A 20278-nucleotide genomic window follows, 5' to 3' on the forward strand; every position below is an offset into this window, starting at 1 on the left:
CAGGCGCCGGGGTGACGGGAGCCACGGGCTCGACAGGTGTTACTGGATCGACAGGCGTAACAGGTCCTACAGGCGCCACGGGTGTGACGGGAGCCACGGGTCAGACGGGTACCACAGGCGTGACAGGTGCGACAGGTCCGACAGGGGTGACTGGCGCTACTGGTGCCACCGGCCCTACGGGCAGCACTGGTGCGACGGGCCCGCAGGGTCCTCAGGGCATTCAGGGTGTGCAAGGTGTTACCGGCATGACGGGAGCATCAGGAGGTTTGGGAGCGACAGGGCCACAAGGTATCCAGGGCGTTCAAGGCGATACGGGGGCCACGGGCGCGACCGGGCCTGCTGGTCCTGCCGGCGGCGGCGTGACCTTGGTTGACGCCAACAATGTGACCCTGGGTAAGGTGGTGAGCGCGGCGCGGAATAACATCACCCTTGTGACCAGCACGGGCCACCTGATGGTGATGTCTTGGGATGGGACGCTTCCCAACTCTCAGATCTATTACAAAGGCACGGGCCCTGGCAACTGCTCAGGTGAAGGTTACTTGAATTCAGGCAGTCCCACGACGGCAAGCTCCATCTACGCCAAGACGGTTGTATGGTCGCTTTCGCTGGGCTCATTCATGGTGACCTCGGCGACACCTCAGTCCAACGGAACGGTCCTGGCCGTTATGCCGACAGGTATCACAGGGTTTGACAATTCGAGTTGCGGAACCTCTACCGGGGGCCAGTACGGCTGGCTGCTGCAGCCCGTTACGGCAGCTCAGATTGGCCTTCCCTCGCCGATCGTTGCGCCCTTGAGGCTGCAGTAGGCGCAAAAGCTAGTCTGTGATGGAAGCAGGGCCCGCAAATGCGGGCTTTGTTTTTTGCGCATCGCCAGGACTTCATGTGTGGATCGGCACAGGGCCGGCGTTCAGGGCGATTGTTTTGCTAGTACGCCTGCATGCCCTGCGACAGAGCATCTTCCTCAGGGTTGCGTTGCGTTATGCCGTCCCAAGCCTGTCAGCTTCGGGAGGATGAGCAAGGAACAGAAGCACACTCCCCAGTGGGAGCGCATCGAGCTGGACTACCGGGCCGGCATCAAGAGCCTTCGGCAGATCGCAGCAGAGCAGGGCATCAGCGAGGGAGCGATCCGCAAGCGCGCGAAGCGTGACGACTGGAGCCGGGACCTGTCGGAGCGCATCCAGGAGAAGGCCGAGCAGCTGGTACGCAAGGAGGCGGTACGCAGCGAGGTACGCGCGGAGCGTACTGCGTCCGAACGTGAGGTGGTGGACGCGAATGCGCAGGCTGTGGCCACGATTCGGCTAGCGCACAGGCGGGACATCCAGCGGGCGCGCAAGATCACCAATGCGCTGCTGGATGAGCTTGAGCAGATGGCGGACGCGGACACGGTGGGCTACCTGCAGGAGCTGGGCGAGATGTTGCGTTCGCCCGACGACAACGGCATGGACAAGCTGAACGACCTCTACCAGAAGGTCATCAGCCTGCCGGAGCGCTCCAAGACCATGAAGGTGCTGGCCGAGAGCTTGCGCATCGTGGTGGACATGGAGCGCCAGGCCTTCGGCATGAACGACAAGGACGCGGGCAAGGGGCCGAACGGCGGCGGCAACGTGGGCCACTTCGAGCTGCACTTCGTGGATGCGCCGGCACGGGAGAACGATCCGCGAGACGGGGAGGGGGCATGAGTCTGCTGTCCGCAAGCCTGCAGGCCGCGCACTTGGCCGATGAGGAGCCGGACTTCGCAGAGGACTACGAGGTAGACCGCTCGCGCGTTCGGGTCGAGTTCCCCTCGAAGCTGCGCGGCCTGTTCCAGCCCAAGCGCTTCAAGGTCATGTACGGCGGGCGCGGCGGCGCCAAGTCCTGGTCCGTGGCCATGGCCCTGCTGGTGATGGGCAGCAACCGCCCCCTGCGTATCCTGTGCGCGCGCGAGATCCAGAAGTCCATGCGGGACTCGGTGCACCGCCTGCTGTCCGACCAGATCGCGGCGTTGGACCTCCGCAAGTTCTGCCGCAGCGTGCAGGCTAGCGACGCACCGAACAAGCGCGATCAGGTCAAGGCGATCAGTCAGGAGATTGAGGTTTCCATGCATCTGTTGAATCAGGAGGTGCACCTAACGCTGGAAAAAGCGAAAACCCAGCGCCCATGACAACAAAAACGCGAACGAGTTCTTGATCGAAGATTTCAATGCGTTGCATATTGTTTCAGTTGACAATACTTGACACTTTTGGCGCATTACTGTGACTGTGCCGTGCGGTCTTGATGCCCAGCGGAGCTTGTTTGATGACTTTTTCACTTTCGCGATGGCTGGCCGGGGTTGGCTTGGCTTTTCTGCTGTCCTCCAACGCCGCTGCCCAGTGGTCCTATCCACCGGGCAGCTCTCTGGTTGTCCCGCCCGGGGGCGCCGTAGACCTGTCCTGCTCTGCGCTGGACATGCAGGGAACCTTGGATCTGGGCGGCGCGCTGACCGTCGATTCTTCGGCTACGTTCGCAAGTACCGCCGCCATAACCAACAGTGGTGGAACGCTGTCGGTGGGTGGTGACCTGCAGATCAACGGATCGCTGAATGCCGGCAACAACACGATCGAGCTGCGCGACGGCTGCGATCCGGGCAACACCAGCCAGCTAAGCGGCACCTTGGTCGTGCAGAACCTGACCATCAAGAGCAGTACGGGCCGCACCTTTGTGCTGCCTGTCGGGGCAAATATCACCGTGCTCGGTACGCTGACCGTCGAGGGTGTGCCTGGTCAGCCCGTGGTGCTCCAGGCTGCCAGTGGCACAGCGGTCATCAACCTGGGTCCTGGCGCAACGGTGGTGCGTACCAATGCGACGGTTCCGTCCACCGTGCAGATCGGTGCTGGTCCCAGCGTGTCTGCTGCAGCGATTCCCACGCTGAGCGAGTACGGGTTGATGCTCCTTTCTCTGCTCATGGCACTGGCGCTCTGGCGTCAGCGCCGCGCTGCACAACGTTAATCACTCCACATACAGACCATGAAAACCATGAAATTCACGCTGCGCTCTGTCTCTTTCGCTGCGGCCATCGTCTTGAGCGGCGCTGCAATGGCGGCTCCTGGCGGCGCCGACATCACCATCACACCGCCGGCCAATGGTGGATTCGTCATCAAGAACAATGCGGGCAATGCAGAGCGTTTCCGGGTCATGGAAACCGGCGATGTGTACCTGCCCAACCTGCCCAATACAACGGAAGCTGGCAGCGTGGCCTGCTATGACGACGCGACGGGGCGACTTGGCAAATGCGCAGCAGGTGCGATTGTGGGAAGTCCTGGTCCGACAGGAGCAACAGGAGCCACAGGACCAGCCGGCGTCACAGGAGCGACCGGCGCTACTGGACAAGCCGGTCCGACGGGGCCGACCGGTCCGATCGGCCTTGCAGGGCCGACAGGTCAGACAGGCGCCCAAGGCCCCATTGGTGCCACGGGCCTGCAAGGCCCGACAGGAGCCACGGGTGATATTGGCTTGCCTGGTCCCACAGGTCCCACCGGACCAGCAGGGGCTGGAGGAACTACTGCCACCTCAATGGCTGCTCACAATACCTCCGCTCCCGTAATTGCTGTCATTCTCGGCGGAACTAATATCCCCTTGCCAAATGAACAAAGCATTTCGAGTTTTAATTCTGATGGCACTAACACGGTATTTACAATTTTGTCCAGTGGCAGATATAGAATAAAATATTCTATTAAAATAACAAATAGTTTGCCTCTCTCTGCGAGAGTAATAGTTAACGGGGCGCAGGTTTCCTCTCTCACTGAAATTAATAATGCTGGTGTTTCCAAATTTGATGGAGAATCAATATTGAACATGGCTGCTGGAGATACCATGAGCCTCCAGTTCTTTGGAATGCTCGGAGCCGTTACTCTGCAATCTGGTGCCGGAGCTACTTTAATTGCCGAGAAGTTGAGCGATTAGAGTATTGAGATTTCTCATGAAAGCGAACTTTCGGGTTCGCTTTTTTGCGTCCAGGCGCCTTCTATGCCCAAAATCTGTCCAGAGTAGGCTGAAGTATGGTGAAAAGAAATGATTTCGAAAACACCAGACGCGTGGCTATCGTTGCAAGTGTTTGATTGGAAAGGATTTTTCTTTTGTGCCTATTTCGGTGGGTCGGAATTTTAATCCGTTGGTTGCGGCTCCATGAGCAGGTTGTATTTCCAGGCGGGTCTATGCTCCTTTCTTTTCAAAGGCTTCCGGGCTTGGTTGGTCCCCCCTTATCGGTCGGTACATGCAGACACCCGGATCTACGCACCATTAGAAGCGCAACTGAGCCAGCGATGCTGCAAAGTTGCTACGGAGGGTCACGGGCATACATCTAAGTTACTGTCAGATAATGATTTTCTTCAAGAATCAATCCAGTCCATCATGGGCGCCACGGACATGCGCCACATGCTGGCCGGTGCTTGATTTTCTACATTTGTCATTGATCTGATTGGGTTTTTTGCTCTGGCATCGTTGCCTGATTCTTCGCCATCCAACCCCGTTTTCCTTTTTGTTCAACTCTGAGCACTCAATGGGAATGGTCACCGCACACAAGCGGGCAGGCGGCTCGCTGGCTGACCGCCAGGCCTCCAAGCCCACGGTCCAGTTCGGAAGGTCAATCTCCAAAGAAAAAGCCCCTGGCGCGCACGCACCCCGGGGGCTTGAGGCGCCGCCTAGACTTGGCGCGCACCTCCTTGCTTGGTGTATCGGCTGCACGCCGCCTAACTTTTGGCCTTTTCGATCAGGAATTGCCTGTCGTTCTTGCCGTTGATCCAGTTCGGCGGCTTGCTGCGGCCGATCCGGGTAGCACCTGTCTCGGGGGGGGGCGCGGAATCTGGGCATGGCCACGAAGCTCTTCGCCTTGGAGCCGCTGGCAGGGAACACGTTCTGCTCGGTCAACTGGCAGTCTTGAATCAGGGCGCGAACCTCTTCCACCGCACCGGCCTTTTCTGTTTCCATCATTTCCGCGATGCGTGCATCCGGCTCGGCCTTCCAAGCGAGTGGCATCACTGACGCAAAAATCATCCATTGCGCGAGGCTGCTTGCTGTAACTGCTTGTAATTTAATGAGAAGACTTAAATGAATTTGATCTTCAATTGCGTGATGCTAGTAAATAATTACTATCTTCGCCAATGCCTTTCGATGTCATATTCTTGAGACTCATCGATCGACGCATCGAATAATGCAATTGGAGGCATGCCAAATGAATGCTGAAGAGAAACAAGAATCATTTGCACAGCAATCGCGGTTGCAGGCGTTGTTGATTGACCCGGAGGTGGAGGACTTTGCAGGGTTAAACCTGTTGCTTGGTCAGGCTGGATATGATCTGCGGATGGCAGCAAGCTCGCCAGAAGCATTGGCGGAGTTTTCTGGTGGACGAATTGACTTGTTGATATGCAATACGCATGTGCTTGACAAGGATGGCGGACAGTGGTTGGAGAGCCTTGTTGGACAGTTTCCTGACCTGTTTGTGATTTTTCTTTCGGAATACGGCAGAACTGTGATTCCGAAAGGCATTGGTCGTTTGATGGGTTTGTACCGTCACATAGTAAAACCTTGGAATAGTGAGCAATTTTTGGATGCTATTGATCAATTAAACGATCAGAAAATCACACGCCATGAGAATATCCGTCTGGATCAGAAAAATAAAGCGCTGACGAAGGAGCTGGCAGAATTAAATGCAACTGTTGAGCTTACTGCCCATGAGCATGACGACGAACTGTTGGAGGCGCATAGGAAGCTTAAGAAGAATTTCGTCGCAGCTATTCGGATGTTTTCCAATCTTCTTGAGTGGCGGGGCGGGCTGCTTGCAGGGCATTCTAGACGCGTTGCGGATCTGACCCGCCGAACCGCAAATATCATGCAGCTAAGCGAAGAAGATCAGCAGAATTCTTTTGTTGCTGCGCTCATTCATGATATTGCCCATATTACTCTTGCCGATGGGATGTTGAACAAGCCTGTCCCAAGCTTGAGTCATGAAGAGCTGGAAAAATATAGGAATCACAGCAGCTTGGGAGAACAGTTGCTTCTGCCGATAGATGATGCGCACCCGGTCGCTACTCTCGTCAGGTCCCACCATGAGCGATTCGACGGGGCAGGTTTCCCTGATGGCCTGAAAGGGAAGGATATTCCAATAGGAGCTCGGATAATAGCGGTTGCTGATTTTTACGATGACCTGATGATAGGGCATTTAAGCAGCAAGCCCCTAAATTGTGCAGAGGCAAGAACCCTCATTTCGCATGGCAGAGGAACACAATTTGATCCAGAGGTTGTCGATGCTTTCTTGCAGACTTTGATACAGGCAACCCCCGTTGCCGACCCAGCCCCACTTTATGTTCCCTGTTCGGAGCTCCGGCCAGGAATGATTTTGGCTCAAGACTTCGTATCGAGGGAAGGTTTGGTATTGCTTACGGCAGGTCGAGTTTTGACGACAGACTTGATACGCAGAATGCAATTGCGTGTTGATCTTGGCCGGAAATTGCCGATTCGTGCCATGGCCTCGGCTGTTTGATGATTTTTGAGATTTTGTAATTGTTTTGGTATTGATTTGATCAAGTTGTTAATGGTTTTCGCTCTCTGCTCGTCTTGAAGAATTTCAGCAGAATTTCACCGTTGGATGTAATCGCTTGTTTTTCTGATATATCAGCTATATGTGAAGGTGGTACTTCTGTGGAATATAGTTTGCTGTTGCTTATTCTGTATAAAATTCTCTTATCTCCGACTATGAATTCATCTCCTTCAATCAGTCCTATATACCGGCCATTTTTGGTATAGGCTTTCCACCATCCGCCTTCTATCATTTTATGCCTCGCGATACTATGGTTTATTGTTGACGCCCAACACGTCAATGCTTAAGGATGAAATGCTAATCTGAGAGTTGTGCGATTTTGCAAGCGATGCAAAATTTGACAAAGTAATTGATGTTGATAATCCATTATCAGATTCTCATCGAACGAGAGTGACATTCACATATGTGGGCGGTTTGGTGGGTAACTTTTGATCAAAGTATTCACACGCTGCATGCGTTCAAAAAAAGAGGACCCTGGTTCCCCGGGGTCAAGCCATGGCTGCTGGCGGCAGGAGTCCTGCGTGATTTACCTGCCCACGCCCTTGCCCAGCGACAGTATTTCGCTCGCATGGACGATGGCCTGGGCAATCTCCTCCACCGAGCTGCGCCGGCTCATGGCCTGGGCGCGGATCATGTCGTAGGCCTGGTCTTCGTTGATCTGGTGGGTCTGCATGAGGATGGCCTTGGCTTCGGCCACGCGGCGCTGGCCCAGCAGCTTGGCCTGGAGCTTGGCGATGCGCTGCTGCTGCTGGCGTGATTCCTTGTGGTTTCTGCGCGCCAGCACCAATGTGGACAGCAGGCCGAAGGAGCGGATGGGCGAGGGCAGGATGGCTTGCACCTGCAGCTCCAGCACGGCGGAGACGATGGTGGGGTTCTCGTAGTTGACCACGGCGATGGCGGTGGGCGGGCTCTCTCCCTCGCCTTGGGTCCAGGCGTAGTTCAACTGCAGGTGATCGGGTCGCACGGCCAGGAATACCACGTCCGTGCCCTCGGGCAGGCAGGGCTGGGGCGGCCAGATGGCCTGGACCTGGCAGCCTATGCGCTGCAGTTGCTGGGCCAGCAGTCGGCCGTCCGCGTCGTCGGGGTGGACGACGGCAATGCGCAGCTGGCGCAGTTCCTTCAGTTGGGGCGAGGTGGCACGCAGCAGCGGTTTTCTTTCCAGCAGCGGCCGGCCTGTGGCAGCGCTGCCGGTGTCCTTGTTCGGGGCGGCATCCACGCTCAGGTCTCCAGGGCGCCGAGGCTGGCGGTCCAGTCGCCCAGGGAGTGGGTGACCAGGTAGGGGTCGGGCGAGACGGCCCGGGTGGCCTGGCGCACGATGGTGAAGCCGCCCTGTGCATTGGCGCGGCCCACGCGCGGGTGCAGCCAGGTGTGGTGGTTGTCGGGATCCAGCCGGATGCGGCCCTGGGGCGCGTCGAATTCGCTGCCCAGCAGATGGGGCAGCAGCTCGCCTATGCGGTCACTGCCGGCCTGGCGGAAGGCATTGGCGAACAGGTGCATCTGAAAGTAGGCGGCCTCCCAGCACAGGTTGGGCCGGCAGTCGTCGCCCAGGCGCTGGCGCAGCCGGGCCAGGCAGCGCGCATTGGCGGGCGAATCGATGGACTGGAAGTAGGGCGCGGCCGTGAAGTGGCCGGCCGCCACATCGGCGCCCATCTGGGCGATCTCGGCCTCGGAGGTGGTGAGGCTGGCAATCGGCATGGTCTGCGGGTTGAAGCCTGCGTCGGCATAGGCGCGGTAGAGGCTGGCCGTGGAGTCGCCGACCACGGTGGAGAAGATGAAGTCCGGCTGCCTGGCGCGGATGTCCTGCATGATGGCCGCGTAGTCGCGCTCGGTGGCATCCAGCGGCAGGTAGTGTTCACCGAGCTTGCCGCTGCCCGGGTGCTGCATGACCAGCTCGCCCATGATGCGGTTGGACTCGTAGGGATAGATGTAGTCCGAGCCGATGAGGTAGACCCGCGCGCCGAAGCTGCTGGTCATGTAGTCGGCCAGTTGCACGCTGTTCTGGTTGGGCGCGGCGCCCGTGTAGATGACGTTGCCCGAGAACTCGAAGCCTTCGTAGAGCGTGGGATAGAACAGCAGCTTGTTCCATTTCTCGATGATGGGGATGACGGCCTTGCGGCTGCTGGACATGTAGCAGCCGAAGATGACGTTGATGCCGTCGCGCACGATGAGTTGCTCGGCCAGGGCCGCATAGCGGGCCGGCGTGGAGGCCGGGTCGTAGCGCACTGCCACCAGTTCACGCCCCAGCAGGCCGCCCGCCTCGTTGATTTCGTCGATGGCCAGCTGCGCGCCCTGCAGCTGGGACTGGCCGATGGTCGATGTGGTGCCGGTGGCCGAGTAAAGAATGCCGACTCTGACGGGGTCGTTCATGGGTTCCTTCTGTGCCAGGTGCTGGCGTGCGTTCTTTGCAGGCTTCAGGTTAATCGAGATTTCCGTGGCGCTTGCCGTGGTCAGCGGCCGGCTGCGAGCCTTGCGCCCATCTGGGACAGCCGCCTTGGCAGATGCCGTGCGTCGTCGGCAATGCCGTAGTTGCGCCCGCCAAAGATATGGCGCACATAGCCGTCTGCCTGGCTGTCCACGGCCAGGCAACTGATGCGTATGCCTGCGGCGCGGGCCTGCTGCACGGCGTGGCGCGCGTCTTCGATCAGATAGCGATCGTCATGCACGTCGATGTCGGCGGGTGCGCCGTCGGTGATCACCAGCAGATGGCGCTGGCCAGCAGGCTCGGCGGCCAGCAGGCTGCTGGCGTGGCGCAGGGCGGCGCCCAAGCGGGTGGAATGGCGGCCCTGCAGCGATTGCAACCGGGCGGATGCCTCATCGGCAAAGGGTTGGCCGAAGTCCAGCAGGCGCAGGTATCGGACTTCGGCGCGCGTGTTGGACGAGAAGGCGTGGATGGCCAGGCGGTCCACGCCGGTTCTGTGGCCTGCGCGCGATTCGGCCAGCATGAGGGCCGCCTGTTTCTCCAGCTCCAGCAATCTGGCGCCGTGGGGGCCGGGCGTGTTGACCGATTCGGAAGCGTCCATCAGCACGAGCACACTGGTGGGGCGCGGGCCTTTGCCGGCCCGCATGAAAAGGCGAGGTTCCGGTCGCAGGTTCAGGCGGCGGTCCACCTGGACCTCGATGGCGGCATTGAAGTCCAGGTCATCGCCTTCCCACTGGCGGCGCAGGCGCTGGCGCCGGTCCAGCTGGCGTGCGGGCGGCAGCGGCAGGGGCGGCAGTGTCTGTCTGCCGGCCTGGGAGCCTTTGCCGGCCAAAGCCTCGGCCTGCCATGCGGGCAGGGTGTCGATGACGGTGCACCAGTCCGTCTTCAGGCGCTCCGACCTGCGGTCCCATTCGGGATAGCTGTGGCGCGACAGCTCCAGCCCTGGGTTCAGCTCCAGCGACTGCCCTTCCTGGGCATCGGACTGCTGTCCTGCGCCGGCCGATGGAGGCGGAGCCGCGCGCGCAGCGGACTGCTGCAGCGCGAGTGTGTCTTCCTCGCCCTGAGGCGAGTCCGGATGCTGCCAGAGATAGCTGTTGTCATCACGGTAGATGCTGGGCACGGCATGGTGCTGCGGGTCCATGCGCACGCGCATCTGTCCCAGGTCGTTGGCCAGGATGGAGGCAATGGCCCGGAATGCGGCGTAGTCCTCCAGCCCGTGGCGCGTGGCGGTGTTCTCGAACAGGTCACGGGCCTTGTGGATCCAGTGGTTGCCGTCCATGCGCTCTGGCCACAGCAGCATGCGGTCCAGCCGGGCCATGAAGGCGGCAAAGCCCAGGTCGGATGGGTCGGGCTCGGGCGCGATGCAGGCATCGAACCAGCGGCGCACGCCGGGGTGCTGCAGGCACAGCAGCCGCTCCACGCGCGCATCTTCCAGCGCGCCCACCACGGCCTGGCCCATGGGCTTGAGGGCGCTGCTGTCCTGGCGGGCGGGCGAAAAGCGCAGATGGGCTGCGGCATGGGCCATTGTTGCTGCGTTCAGGTGTGCCTGCATGGGCAAGTTGGCGGGAATCAGCAGCCGGGCAGGCTGGCTGATCAGCACGGCGCGCGGCGGCAGGGCGTGGGCCTGGCCTGGCGCCGGGGCACTGGCCGGCATCCTGGCCAGCGCCTGCACGGCGACAGGCTGGCGTGCCAGGCCGCTGGCCAGCAGGCCCAGCGTGTGCAGCAGACGGGACTCTTCGGGCAAGGCAACGGAGATGATGGCCATGGCGCGCGGCCCTCAGGCGCCGAACTCTGCTTCGACCAGCTGGCGCAGCGCGGCGGCGGTGTCGGGGTCGTCGGTCAGGGCGCTGGTGATGGTCATGTCGCAGCTGTCATGCACCGGCATGCCGTCGCGCATTAGCAGGCCCGCGTAGATCAGCATGCGGGTGGAGGCGCCTTCGTCCAGGCCCCGGTGGCGCAGTTCGCGCGTGCTGCGCGCCAGGCTGACCAGGCTGCGAGCGGTGGCCGGGGCAATGCCGGTCTCGTGGGCCACGATGTCCGCCTCGATCTCGGGCGCCGGGTAGTCGAAGTCCAGCGCCGCGAAGCGCTGGCGGGTCGATGGCTTCATGTCCTTGGCGCTGCTCTGGTAGCCGGGGTTGTAGGAAACCACCAGTTGGAAGTCGGGGTGCGCGTGGACCACCTCGCCCTTCTTGTCCAGCGGCAGGGCGCGGCGCGCATCGGTCAGCGGGTGGATGACGACGGTGGTGTCCTGGCGGGCCTCCACCACTTCGTCCAGGTAGCAGATGCCGCCGTGGCGCACGGCCAGGGTCAGCGGACCGTCGTGCCAGGCCGTGCCGTCGGCATCCAGCAGGTAGCGGCCCACCAGGTCGGAGGCCGTCATGTCCTCGTTGCAGGCCAGCGTGACCAGGGGGCGCTTGAGCGCCCACGCCATGTACTCCACAAAGCGCGTCTTGCCGCAGCCCGTGGGGCCCTTGAGGATGAGCGGCATTCGGTGCTGGTAGGCCTGGCGGTAGAGCTGGACCTCGCGGCCCGAGGGGCGGTAGAAGGGTTCTTCCTCGATGCGGTAGGCCGCCAGCGGGTCGGCGGCCTGGTTGGCAGGAGCGTGCAGCGGGCCTGTGGTTGTTGTCGTGCTCATCTTCACTCTTCACCTTTCCGTGTTCATGGGCGGGCCTGCCCCCAGGCCTGCAGGCTGCGGAGGCAGGACGCTGTCAGCGGTGCCTGGGCGCCTCGTGCGGAATGCCTTCGATGGGGCATTCGGGCGTGCCCACGGTGGTGCGCGTGAAGGACTCCACCATCTCGCGCGTGCCCTCGGGGTCGTTGACCCACTGGCTGTAGAAGTTGTAGGGGCAGGCGGCCACGCCCTTGTCCCCGTCGCCGGAGTTGATGGTGCCGGTATAGCCCCGGTGCACCAGCTTGAACAAATGGTTCTGAGACTGGCCGTTCTTGCGCGCATCGCGGATCAGGTGCTTGGACAGTTCGGCGTACTGGATGCCCATTTCCTCCTCGCCGGTCTCGCCCAGGGTGCGGCCGTCGAAGCCGATGATGGCCGAGTGCCCGAAGTACGAGTACACGCCGTCGAAGCCCGCCGCATTGGCCACGGCCACATAGCAGTTGTTCATGAAGGCCATGGCCTTGGAGACCATGATCTGCTGCTCCTTGGCCGGGTACATGTAGCCCTGGCAGCGCACGACGAGCTCGGCGCCACGCATGGCGCAGTCGCGCCAGATCTCGGGGTAGTTGCCGTCGTCGCAGATGATGAGGCTGATCTTCAGGCCCTTGGGGCCTTCGCTCACATAGGTGCAGTCGCCCGGGTACCAGCCCTCGATGGGCACCCAGGGCATGATCTTGCGGTACTTCTGCACGATCTCGCCCTGGTTGTTCATGAGGATGAGGGTGTTGTACGGCGCCTTGTTGGGGTGCTCCTCATGGCGCTCGCCCGTCAGCGAGAACACGCCCCAGACGTTGGCCCTGCGGCAGGCGTCGGCGAAGATTTCGGTCTCTTCCCCCGGGATGGCGCTGGCCGTGTCGTACATCTCCTTGGCGTCGTACATGATGCCGTGCGTGGAGTACTCGGGGAAGATCACCAGGTCCATGCCCGGCAGGCCGCGCTTCATGCCCACCAGCATGTCGGCGATCTTGCGGCAGTTGTCCAGCACCTCGGCCTTGGTGTGCAGGCGTGGCATCTTGTAGTTGACTACCGCCACGCCGACGCAATCGTTGCTGCTGGAAATATCTCCGTGTCTCATGCTGCTGCTCCTGAAGGGGTTGAGGGGGCGGCGTGCGGCATCGCAGCCCCCTTCGATTCCCGGCCAACAAAAAAAGGCCCGAACCGCTCCGGTTCAGGGAGCGGTTCGGGCCTTGTTGCCCGACATCGGCGCTGGCAGCTTTGGCAGCGGATGTCGTCTTGTCGGTGATGCGGGAATGAATCGGGGCGATGCCTTATCGCCGTGCATGCATTGTTGCCATGCACCCGCGCCGCGCATATACGTCATATGCCGGTTGTGGCGGGCGCGAGGCCGTGGTATTTCCCGCGCGCGCTCTTCGCCCTGGTTCCTCAGAAGGACCCGAACATGGTGCCGAGCGTGATCACCAGCACCAGGGCCAGCAGGGGCGCGCCTATGGTCATGATGGCGATGTTGCCGTACGACTGGCGGTGCGTGAGGCCGCAGATGGACAGCAGCGTGATGATGGCGCCGCTGTGCGGCAGGGTGTCGAAGCAGCCGGCCGCCATCACCGCCACGCGGTGCAGCAGCTCGGGGCTGATGCCCAACTGGGCGGCCATGGCCAGGTAGTCCTTGCCCAGCGTGGACAGGGCAATCGACAGGCCGCCGGACGACGACCCCGTGATGCCGGCCAGCACGTTCATGGCCACGGCCTCGGAGATCAGCGGGTTGTGGGGTGCGACGTTGAGCACGGCCTCGCGGATGATGGCAAAGCCCGCCAGCCCCGCGATGACCGCGCCGTAGCCCACTTCCGAGGCCGTGTTGAAGATGGGCAGCATGGAGCCCAGCACGCCCTTGTTCACCGACTCCTTGAGATTGCGCCAGCGGCCCAGGCCCAGCAGCACCAGTGCGGCGCAGGCCACGGCCAGGGCCATGATCAGCGCCCACAGGCCCGTCTGCTTGGCAGGGTCCACGGCAGGAAAGCGTTCCTTCAGAAAGCCGAAATCCATCTGCGGGAACACGCCGTAGGTGAGCAGCGCATTGACCGCGATCACCAGCACCAGCGGCAGCAGGGCCAGCAGCAGCGGCAGGTCCCGGCGGCTGTGCAGGGCGGGATCGCTTTCTTCATGCAGGCCCTGCTCGACGGCATCGTCATGGTCGCCGTAGCCTTCGCCGGCCACGCGCGCCTTGGCCGCGCGCGACTGCAGCCACCACAGGCCCAGGGCCAGCATGGTCATGCCGCCGATGATGCCCAGACCCGGCGCCGCGAACACATTGGTGCCGTAGTAGGGAATGGGAATGGCGTTCTGGATGGACGGCGTGCCCGGCAGCGCCGTCATGGTGAAGGTGAACGAGCCCAGCGCGATGGTGGGCGGTATCAGCCGCTTGGGCACATGGGCCGCGCGGAACAGCGACTTGGCAATCGGATAGATGGCAAAGGCCACCACGAACAGCGACACGCCGCCATAGGTGAGCACGGCGCAGGCCAGAACCACCGTGAGGATGGCGTGCTTCTCGCCCAGCACGCGCATGATCCAGTGCGATATCGCGGTGGCTGCGCCCGAGTCCGCCATCAACTGGCCGAACAGCGCGCCCAGCAGGAACACCGGGAAGAACTGCAGCATGTAGTTGCCCAGGGCGCCCATGAAGGTGCTGGTGTACAGCGGCAGCATGTGGCCCAGGTCGCCGGACAGCAGCACGGCCACGGCGGCCATCAGGGGTGCCAGCAGCAGCACGGAGATGCCTCGGTAGGCCAGGAACATCAGTCCCGCCAATGAAATCACGATTGCCAGGGTACTCAAATCGTCTCCAGTCCAGTGGTTCTAGTCAAAAAGACAGAATAAATGCGGATGGGTGACAATTTGTCGTAATTGGCGTGCTTTGTAGATGATTTGGCGCAATATATCGCCACGTTTACCCGGCCTGTGCGCCGCTGCGCGACTGCAGCCGCAGTCTCAAGGGCGTGGATGGCCGCAGCGTGACCTGCAGCACAGGGCGAGGGGCGCCGGCACCTTCGGGCACGCTCAGCCGCAGGCGCTGCAGCACCATGGCTGCCACCACCGTCATCTCCGTGCTGGCCAGGTGCTGGCCCAGGCATACGCGCGGGCCGGTGCCAAAGGGCATCCAGCTGCCGCGCGGCGCGGCAGGGGCTCCGTCCTTGTCGGCATCGGCGAAACGCTGCGGCTGAAAGGCATCGGGTTGCGGGAACCAGCGCGCATCGCGTTGCATGAGGCCAGGCGCAATCATGAACAGGGTTCGTGCGGGCAGGCGCCACGGACCCAGCTGCACAGGCCTTGTGCAACGCCGGCTGATGAGCACGGGCGCGGCCGGGTACAGGCGCATGGCTTCCTGGAGGCTCCAGCCCAACCGGCGCAGCGCGGGCAGGTCCTGCGCCGTGGGCGTGCGGCCCTGCAGTTGTTCGTGGATCTCGTCGGCCACCTGCTGCTGCGCCTCGGGATGGGTGGCCATGCACCAGGACCACCAGGTCAGGCTGCTGGCCACGGTTTCGTGACCTGCCAGAAAGGCCGTCATGCACTCATCGCGCACGGCCTGCAGTGTCCAGGCCTGGGCGTCGCCCCGGTGCAGGCGCAGCAGGCGGCTGAGCAGATCCTCGGGCCAGTCTGCCTCGGCCTGCGCCAGCCGGAGCCGGACCTGCCGGTCGATGAAGCCGCGCAGCCAGGCAAGCGCCCGGCGCTTGCTGCGCTTCCATGGCATGGCATCGGGCCAGCGCAGGGGCCAATAGAACTCGCTGTTGGCGGCATGGCTGACTTCGCGGATGGCCTGCTCCGCGGAGCGCGCATCCTCGCCGATGGCGCCGGAGAACATCAGCCGCATGATCACATCCATGGCCAGGGCGGTCAGCGCCTGTTCCATGGGAAAGTCCTCGGACTGCTGCGGCCAGGCCTGCAGCGCGGCCTGCGCGGCTGCGGCCAGGGCCGGTATCTGGGCCTGCACGGCCTTGGGGGAGAAAGCCGGCAACAGGGCCTGCCGCTTGCTGCGCCAGGGCTGGCCTTCGCTGACCAGCACGCTGTGGCCGTGCAGTTGGGCAAAGACCGAGATGCCGTGCTCCCAGCGCACCAGCGCATCGTGCTGGCCCACCAGCAGTTCGCGCACCAGTTCGGGATCCGTGACGACGACCTGGTGCTCTGGCCAGATGCGCAGATGGATGGCATCGCCGTGCTCGCTACGCCATTGCGCCAGCGTACCCAGCAGGTCGCGCGACATGCGGCGCAGCAGGCCCCAGCCCATGAACCCCGGTGCCGGGCCGGGTGGCCAGGCCGTGGAGGCCGTCTGCTCGGGTTGCTCGGGTTGCGGCGGTTGTGCGGATTGCGGCGCTTGCGTGGCGAAGGGGCAGGAGGCCGCATTCGACGGCGCCGGTGTGCAGGTATCTTGCGTGGGATTCGGGCGGTTCATGTTCCCATGCTCGCTGGTCACGCCGCCCGTGGTCTTGAACGAAAGCGTCATGGGATCGGCGGGCGGCAAGGCCTACACTGCGCCTCCATGGATGCCGTCGTGATGCCCGGAGCCGAAGCCGCAATCGAAGCCTGTACGCCCAGTGCCTTTGCTGCCTGTCCCCCTCTGGATGCCAGGGGCGCACGCTGGGCAGGCCAGGGGCGGCAGCCGCACTCCATGCTGTATCCCGCGCCAGCGGGGCTGCATGGTGCGGTGGTGGCCGTCGTCTGTCGCGATACGCGGGGCGTGGTCCTGGACGATGCGCAGCGGCTGTCGCATTTTCCCGCCACCCCCATGGTCTGCCTGTCCTGGTACCAGGACATGGCCGCAGGCCTGGTGGGCGTGCACGGCTGCGAGCCCTTTGAGGCATCCGTCATGCTTTCTGGCAGCCAGACCGCGCCCACGGCCAGCTGGGCCAGCGGGCCGGGCCGTGGCGGCATGGTTTGCCTGCACCTGGATGCCGCGCTGCAGCTGTTCGGCCCCGGCGTGCTGCAGGCGCAGGATGGCTTTGTCGCGGCATCCGGGGTGCTGGGGCCGTCCTGGTCCGCGCTGTGCCAGGCCCTGCTGCATGCGCAGGACGATGCCGGCACCCTGGACGCGTTGCAGCGCCACCTGGCGCCGCGCTGGCGCGAGGTCCGGGGGAGCGCCCTGCAGGAGCTGCCCTCATTGCGCGAGCATGGGCGCCACTGGGTGGCCTGGCTGGGAATGCAGGCGCTGCAATGGCAAAGAACGCTGGGCGCGCGCCAGGTGGAGCGGCGCATCAAGCAGTTCAGCGGCCGCTCCCTGCGGCAGTGGCAGGGCATGGTGCGCACGGAAAGCCTGTTCCATGCGGCGCGGCGCCACCATGAACAGGGACAGGCGCTGGACTGGGCCGCGCTGGCGCTGGATGAGGGCTTCTCCGACCAGGCCCATATGTGCCGCGCCGTGCGCCAGATCACGGGGTTTTCGCCGGGGGAGTTTGCGCGGCGCTTCGAGCACGATGAATCGTTCTGGATGTATCGGCTCTGGGTTTGACCCGGGGGTCTGCTCCGCTTGCGTGTCCGTCACGCTACAGCATTTTTTGCATGGTAGAAAACGCGGGGGCTGCAAGCCGTTTCCCTGTGAAAACAGGTCCCGAATGCCGCTGTAAAACCCTAAGTCTTCTACAAGACTTAAAAAATGTGGCGGGTTCCGCTTAGAATTTTGTATTGTGGGATCGCATTGCAGAAAACGCCGGGGCAGCATGCTGGCGCGACGGGGCATTGCGTGACGGTCCTACTGCCTCAGGCTGCACCGGCCCCGTTTCCCCTAGCGGATGCCCGGTTCGACGGCCTGCGGCGCGACCCCTACCTTTTCACTACCTGAGACAAGAGATGAGCACGCAGCAACCCACCATCATCTACACCCTGACCGATGAGGCTCCGCGCCTTGCCACCAGTGCCTTCCTGCCTGTGGTGCGCGCCTTTGCCGCACCCGTCGGCGTGAATGTCGAGACCGCCGACATCTCCGTGGCCCACCGCATCCTGGGTGAGTTCTCCGAATTCCTGGCCGAAGACCAGCGCGTGGCCCACACCTTGTCCGAGCTCGGCAAGAAGACGCTGGAGCCCGATGTCAACATCATCAAGCTGCCCAACATCAGCGCCTCCGTGGCCCAGCTGACGGCTGCCATCAAGGAGCTGCAGGGCAAGGGCTACGCACTGCCCGACTACCCCGAGAATCCGACCAACGACCAGGAAAAGGACATCAAGGCACGCTACGGCAAGTGCCTGGGCTCGGCCGTGAACCCCGTGCTGCGCGAGGGCAACTCCGACCGCCGCGCTCCTGCCGCCGTCAAGAACTACGCCAAGAAGCACCCCCACTCCATGGGCGAGTGGAAGCAGTGGTCGCAAACCCATGTCTCGCACATGGAGCACGGCGACTTCTACCACGGCGAAAAGTCGATCACGCTGGACGCCGCACGCGACGTCAAGATGGAGCTGACCACCAAGAGCGGCAAGACCGTGGTGCTCAAGTCCAAGGTGGCACTGAAGGCCGGCGAGATCATCGACTCCATGTTCATGAGCAAGAAGGCGCTGTGCGACTTCTATGAAAAGGAACTGGACGACTGCCGCGACGCCGGCATCCTGTTCTCGCTGCACGTCAAGGCCACGATGATGAAGGTCTCGCACCCCATCGTGTTCGGCCACTGCGTGAGGATCTACTACAAGGAAGCCTTCGAGAAGCACGGCAAGCTGTTCGACGAGCTGGGCGTGAACGTCAACAACGGCATGTCCACGCTGTACGAGAAGATCGAGACGCTGCCCGCCTCGCTGCGCGAAGAGATCATCCGTGACCTGCACGCCTGCCAGGAACACCGTCCCGCGCTGGCCATGGTGGACTCGGCCAAGGGCATCACCAACTTCCACTCGCCCAACGACGTGATCGTTGACGCGTCCATGCCCGCCATGATCCGCCAGGGCGGCAAGATGTGGGGCGCCGACGGCAAGCCCTACGACTGCAAGGCCGTGATGCCTGAGTCCACCTTTGCCCGCATCTACCAGGAGATGATCAACTTCTGCAAGTGGCACGGCAACTTCGACCCCAAGACCATGGGCACCGTGCCCAACGTGGGCCTGATGGCGCAAAAGGCCGAAGAGTACGGCTCGCACGACAAGACCTTCGAGATCGAGGAAGACGGCGTTGCCAACATCGTCGATCTGGCCACCGGCGAAGTGCTGATGAGCCAGAACGTGGAGCAGGGCGACATCTGGCGCATGTGCCAGGTCAAGGACGCTCCCATCCGCGACTGGGTCAAGCTGGCCGTCACGCGTGCCCGCAACTCCGGCATGCCTGCCGTGTTCTGGCTGGACCCCTATCGTCCGCACGAGGCCGAGCTGATCAAGAAGGTCAACACCTACCTGAAGGACTACGACACCACGGGTCTGGAAATCCACATCCTGTCCCAGGTCCGCGCCATGCGCTACACGCTGGAGCGCGTGGCCCGCGGCCTGGACACCATCTCGGTGACCGGCAACATCCTGCGCGACTACCTGACCGACCTGTTCCCCATCATGGAACTGGGCACCTCGGCCAAGATGCTGTCCATCGTGCCCCTGATGGCCGGCGGCGGCATGTACGAAACGGGTGCTGGCGGCTCGGCTCCCAAGCACGTGCAGCAGCTGGTGGAAGAAAACCACCTGCGCTGGGATTCGCTGGGCGAGTTCCTGGCACTGGCCGTGTCGCTGGAAGACCTGGGCATCAAGAACGACAACGCCCGCGCCAAGCTGCTGGCCAAGACGCTGGATGAAGCCACGGGCAAGCTGCTGGACGAAGACAAGTCGCCTTCGCGCCGCACCGGCGAGCTGGACAACCGTGGCAGCCAGTTCTACATCGCCCTGTACTGGGCACAGGCCCTGGCGGCGCAGACGGAAGATGCCGAACTGGCCTCCAAGTTCGCTTCGCTGGCCAAGCAACTGGCCGACAACGAGTCCAAGATCATCGAAGAGCTGCGCGCCGTGCAGGGCAAGGCCGTGGACATCGGTGGCTACTACATGCCCGACGTGGCCAAGATGGATGCCGTGATGCGCCCCAGCGCCACGTTCAACGCAGCCATCGACGCGCTGCTGTAAGCCACTGTGCCGGGGCCGGGCCCCGGCAGGCTTCAGCCATGACCGGCCGACCCGCAAGGGCGGCCGGTTTTTTCATGCTTGCAACGGCAGGAAAGAAAACCGCAGGCGAAAAAAAACCGGCCCAGAGAGCCGGTTTTTGGAAGCTGCGCCGTGATCAGTAGCGACCGCCGCCGTGGCCGCCATTGCCATAGCCGACGTCCGAACGCTTGCCGGCGTAACCCTGCGGGCTGTAGCCACCGGAGCTGCGGCCTTCTTCACGGGGACGGGCCAGGTTCACGACGATCGAGCGTCCGTCCACGGACATGCCGTGCAGGCCGGTGATGGCGGCCTGGGCGACTTCGGCAGAAGCCATTTCCACAAAGCCGAAGCCCTTGGAGCGGCCGGTTTCGCGGTCCATCATGACCTTGGCGGAGGCCACGTTGCCGAACTCGGCAAAGTTGCTTTCCAGGCTGGAGTCGGTCACGGAGTAGGGCAGATTGCCCACGTAGATTTTGGTGGTCATAGGAAAACCTCTTCGATTGGATGTGCGCAAAAGGGCGCACCGTTGGCATGCATGCGGCGGACTGTGCAATCCGCGGCGGTGAATGGGTGGGAGGGCGGCAGGCGG

16 protein-coding genes are annotated in these 20278 nt (G+C 62.6%); 7 read left to right on the forward strand and 9 right to left on the reverse strand.

Annotation, left to right across the window (positions count from 1 at the left end; all coding sequences use genetic code 11):
- Positions 1-1010: 1010 nt before the first annotated feature.
- From BW39_RS11325 to BW39_RS32235, 4 genes are all read left to right on the forward strand, one after another.
- A complete protein-coding gene (locus BW39_RS11325) occupies positions 1011-1679 on the forward strand; it encodes a hypothetical protein (protein ID WP_043821784.1) in 669 nt (222 codons plus the stop codon).
- The gene (locus BW39_RS11330; RefSeq protein WP_043821785.1) at positions 1676-2140 is read left to right on the forward strand and encodes a phage terminase large subunit; all 465 of its coding nucleotides are present in this window, start codon (positions 1676-1678) and stop codon (positions 2138-2140) included. Before BW39_RS11325 ends, BW39_RS11330 begins: the two co-directional genes overlap by 4 nt.
- 134 nt (positions 2141-2274) lie before the next feature.
- Positions 2275-2964: an IPTL-CTERM sorting domain-containing protein gene (locus BW39_RS11335; protein ID WP_043821787.1), complete on the forward strand. Its 690-nt coding sequence runs from the start codon at positions 2275-2277 to the stop codon at positions 2962-2964.
- Positions 2965-2982: 18 nt separating this feature from the next.
- Complete coding sequence (locus BW39_RS32235) at positions 2983-3918, forward strand: BclA C-terminal domain-containing protein (RefSeq protein WP_081816184.1); 936 nt, start codon at positions 2983-2985, stop codon at positions 3916-3918.
- A 432-nt stretch (positions 3919-4350) separates the two neighbouring features.
- On the opposite strand, the gene BW39_RS32240 is transcribed toward BW39_RS32235, so the two are convergent.
- Positions 4351-4989 carry a hypothetical protein gene (locus BW39_RS32240; protein WP_326923861.1) on the reverse strand — a complete coding sequence of 213 codons (639 nt, stop codon included), beginning with the start codon at positions 4987-4989 and terminating at the stop codon, positions 4351-4353.
- Positions 4990-5185: 196 nt separating this feature from the next.
- Here BW39_RS32240 and BW39_RS30290 point away from each other — a divergent pair, with 196 nt between their 5' ends.
- Positions 5186-6493, forward strand: coding sequence for an HD domain-containing phosphohydrolase (locus BW39_RS30290; RefSeq protein WP_081816185.1), 1308 nt, complete (start codon positions 5186-5188; stop codon positions 6491-6493).
- A 583-nt stretch (positions 6494-7076) separates the two neighbouring features.
- Here BW39_RS30290 and BW39_RS11345 read toward each other — a convergent pair.
- The 7 genes from BW39_RS11345 to BW39_RS11375 all read right to left on the reverse strand — a co-directional run bounded on the left by BW39_RS11345 (position 7077) and on the right by BW39_RS11375 (position 16045).
- Complete coding sequence (locus BW39_RS11345; RefSeq protein WP_043821791.1) at positions 7077-7766, reverse strand: ANTAR domain-containing response regulator; 690 nt, start codon at positions 7764-7766, stop codon at positions 7077-7079.
- A 2-nt stretch (positions 7767-7768) separates the two neighbouring features.
- Positions 7769-8917 carry a transporter substrate-binding domain-containing protein gene (locus tag BW39_RS11350; protein WP_043821793.1) on the reverse strand — a complete coding sequence of 383 codons (1149 nt, stop codon included), beginning with the start codon at positions 8915-8917 and terminating at the stop codon, positions 7769-7771.
- An 80-nt stretch (positions 8918-8997) separates the two neighbouring features.
- A complete protein-coding gene (locus tag BW39_RS11355) occupies positions 8998-10734 on the reverse strand; it encodes a nitric oxide reductase activation protein NorD (protein ID WP_043821795.1) in 1737 nt (578 codons plus the stop codon).
- Positions 10735-10746: 12 nt separating this feature from the next.
- On the reverse strand, positions 10747-11604 hold the full coding sequence (locus tag BW39_RS11360) for a CbbQ/NirQ/NorQ/GpvN family protein (RefSeq protein WP_016454627.1): 858 nt from the start codon (positions 11602-11604) through the stop codon (positions 10747-10749).
- 73 nt (positions 11605-11677) lie between these two features.
- Complete coding sequence (locus BW39_RS11365) at positions 11678-12715, reverse strand: aliphatic amidase (RefSeq protein ID WP_043791758.1); 1038 nt, start codon at positions 12713-12715, stop codon at positions 11678-11680.
- Positions 12716-13023: 308 nt separating this feature from the next.
- Positions 13024-14433, reverse strand: a complete 1410-nt coding sequence (locus tag BW39_RS11370) for a GntP family permease (protein WP_034393326.1) — start codon at positions 14431-14433, stop codon at positions 13024-13026.
- A gap of 112 nt (positions 14434-14545) precedes the next feature.
- Positions 14546-16045: a cytochrome P450 gene (locus tag BW39_RS11375; protein WP_052155321.1), complete on the reverse strand. Its 1500-nt coding sequence runs from the start codon at positions 16043-16045 to the stop codon at positions 14546-14548.
- Between the two features lie 102 nt (positions 16046-16147).
- Here BW39_RS11375 and BW39_RS11380 point away from each other — a divergent pair, with 102 nt between their 5' ends.
- A complete protein-coding gene (locus BW39_RS11380; RefSeq protein ID WP_043821840.1) occupies positions 16148-17098 on the forward strand; it encodes a helix-turn-helix domain-containing protein in 951 nt (316 codons plus the stop codon).
- 338 nt (positions 17099-17436) lie between these two features.
- Positions 17437-19671, forward strand: coding sequence for an NADP-dependent isocitrate dehydrogenase (locus tag BW39_RS11385; RefSeq protein ID WP_013802520.1), 2235 nt, complete (start codon positions 17437-17439; stop codon positions 19669-19671).
- A gap of 154 nt (positions 19672-19825) precedes the next feature.
- On the opposite strand, the gene BW39_RS11390 is transcribed toward BW39_RS11385, so the two are convergent.
- The gene (locus BW39_RS11390; protein ID WP_012205474.1) at positions 19826-20173 is read right to left on the reverse strand and encodes an RNA recognition motif domain-containing protein; all 348 of its coding nucleotides are present in this window, start codon (positions 20171-20173) and stop codon (positions 19826-19828) included.
- Positions 20174-20278: the final 105 nt, after the last annotated feature.

Origin of the sequence: Delftia sp. RIT313 (genome assembly GCF_000632165.1) — a bacterium.
Taxonomy (GTDB): domain Bacteria; phylum Pseudomonadota; class Gammaproteobacteria; order Burkholderiales; family Burkholderiaceae_C; genus Comamonas; species Comamonas acidovorans.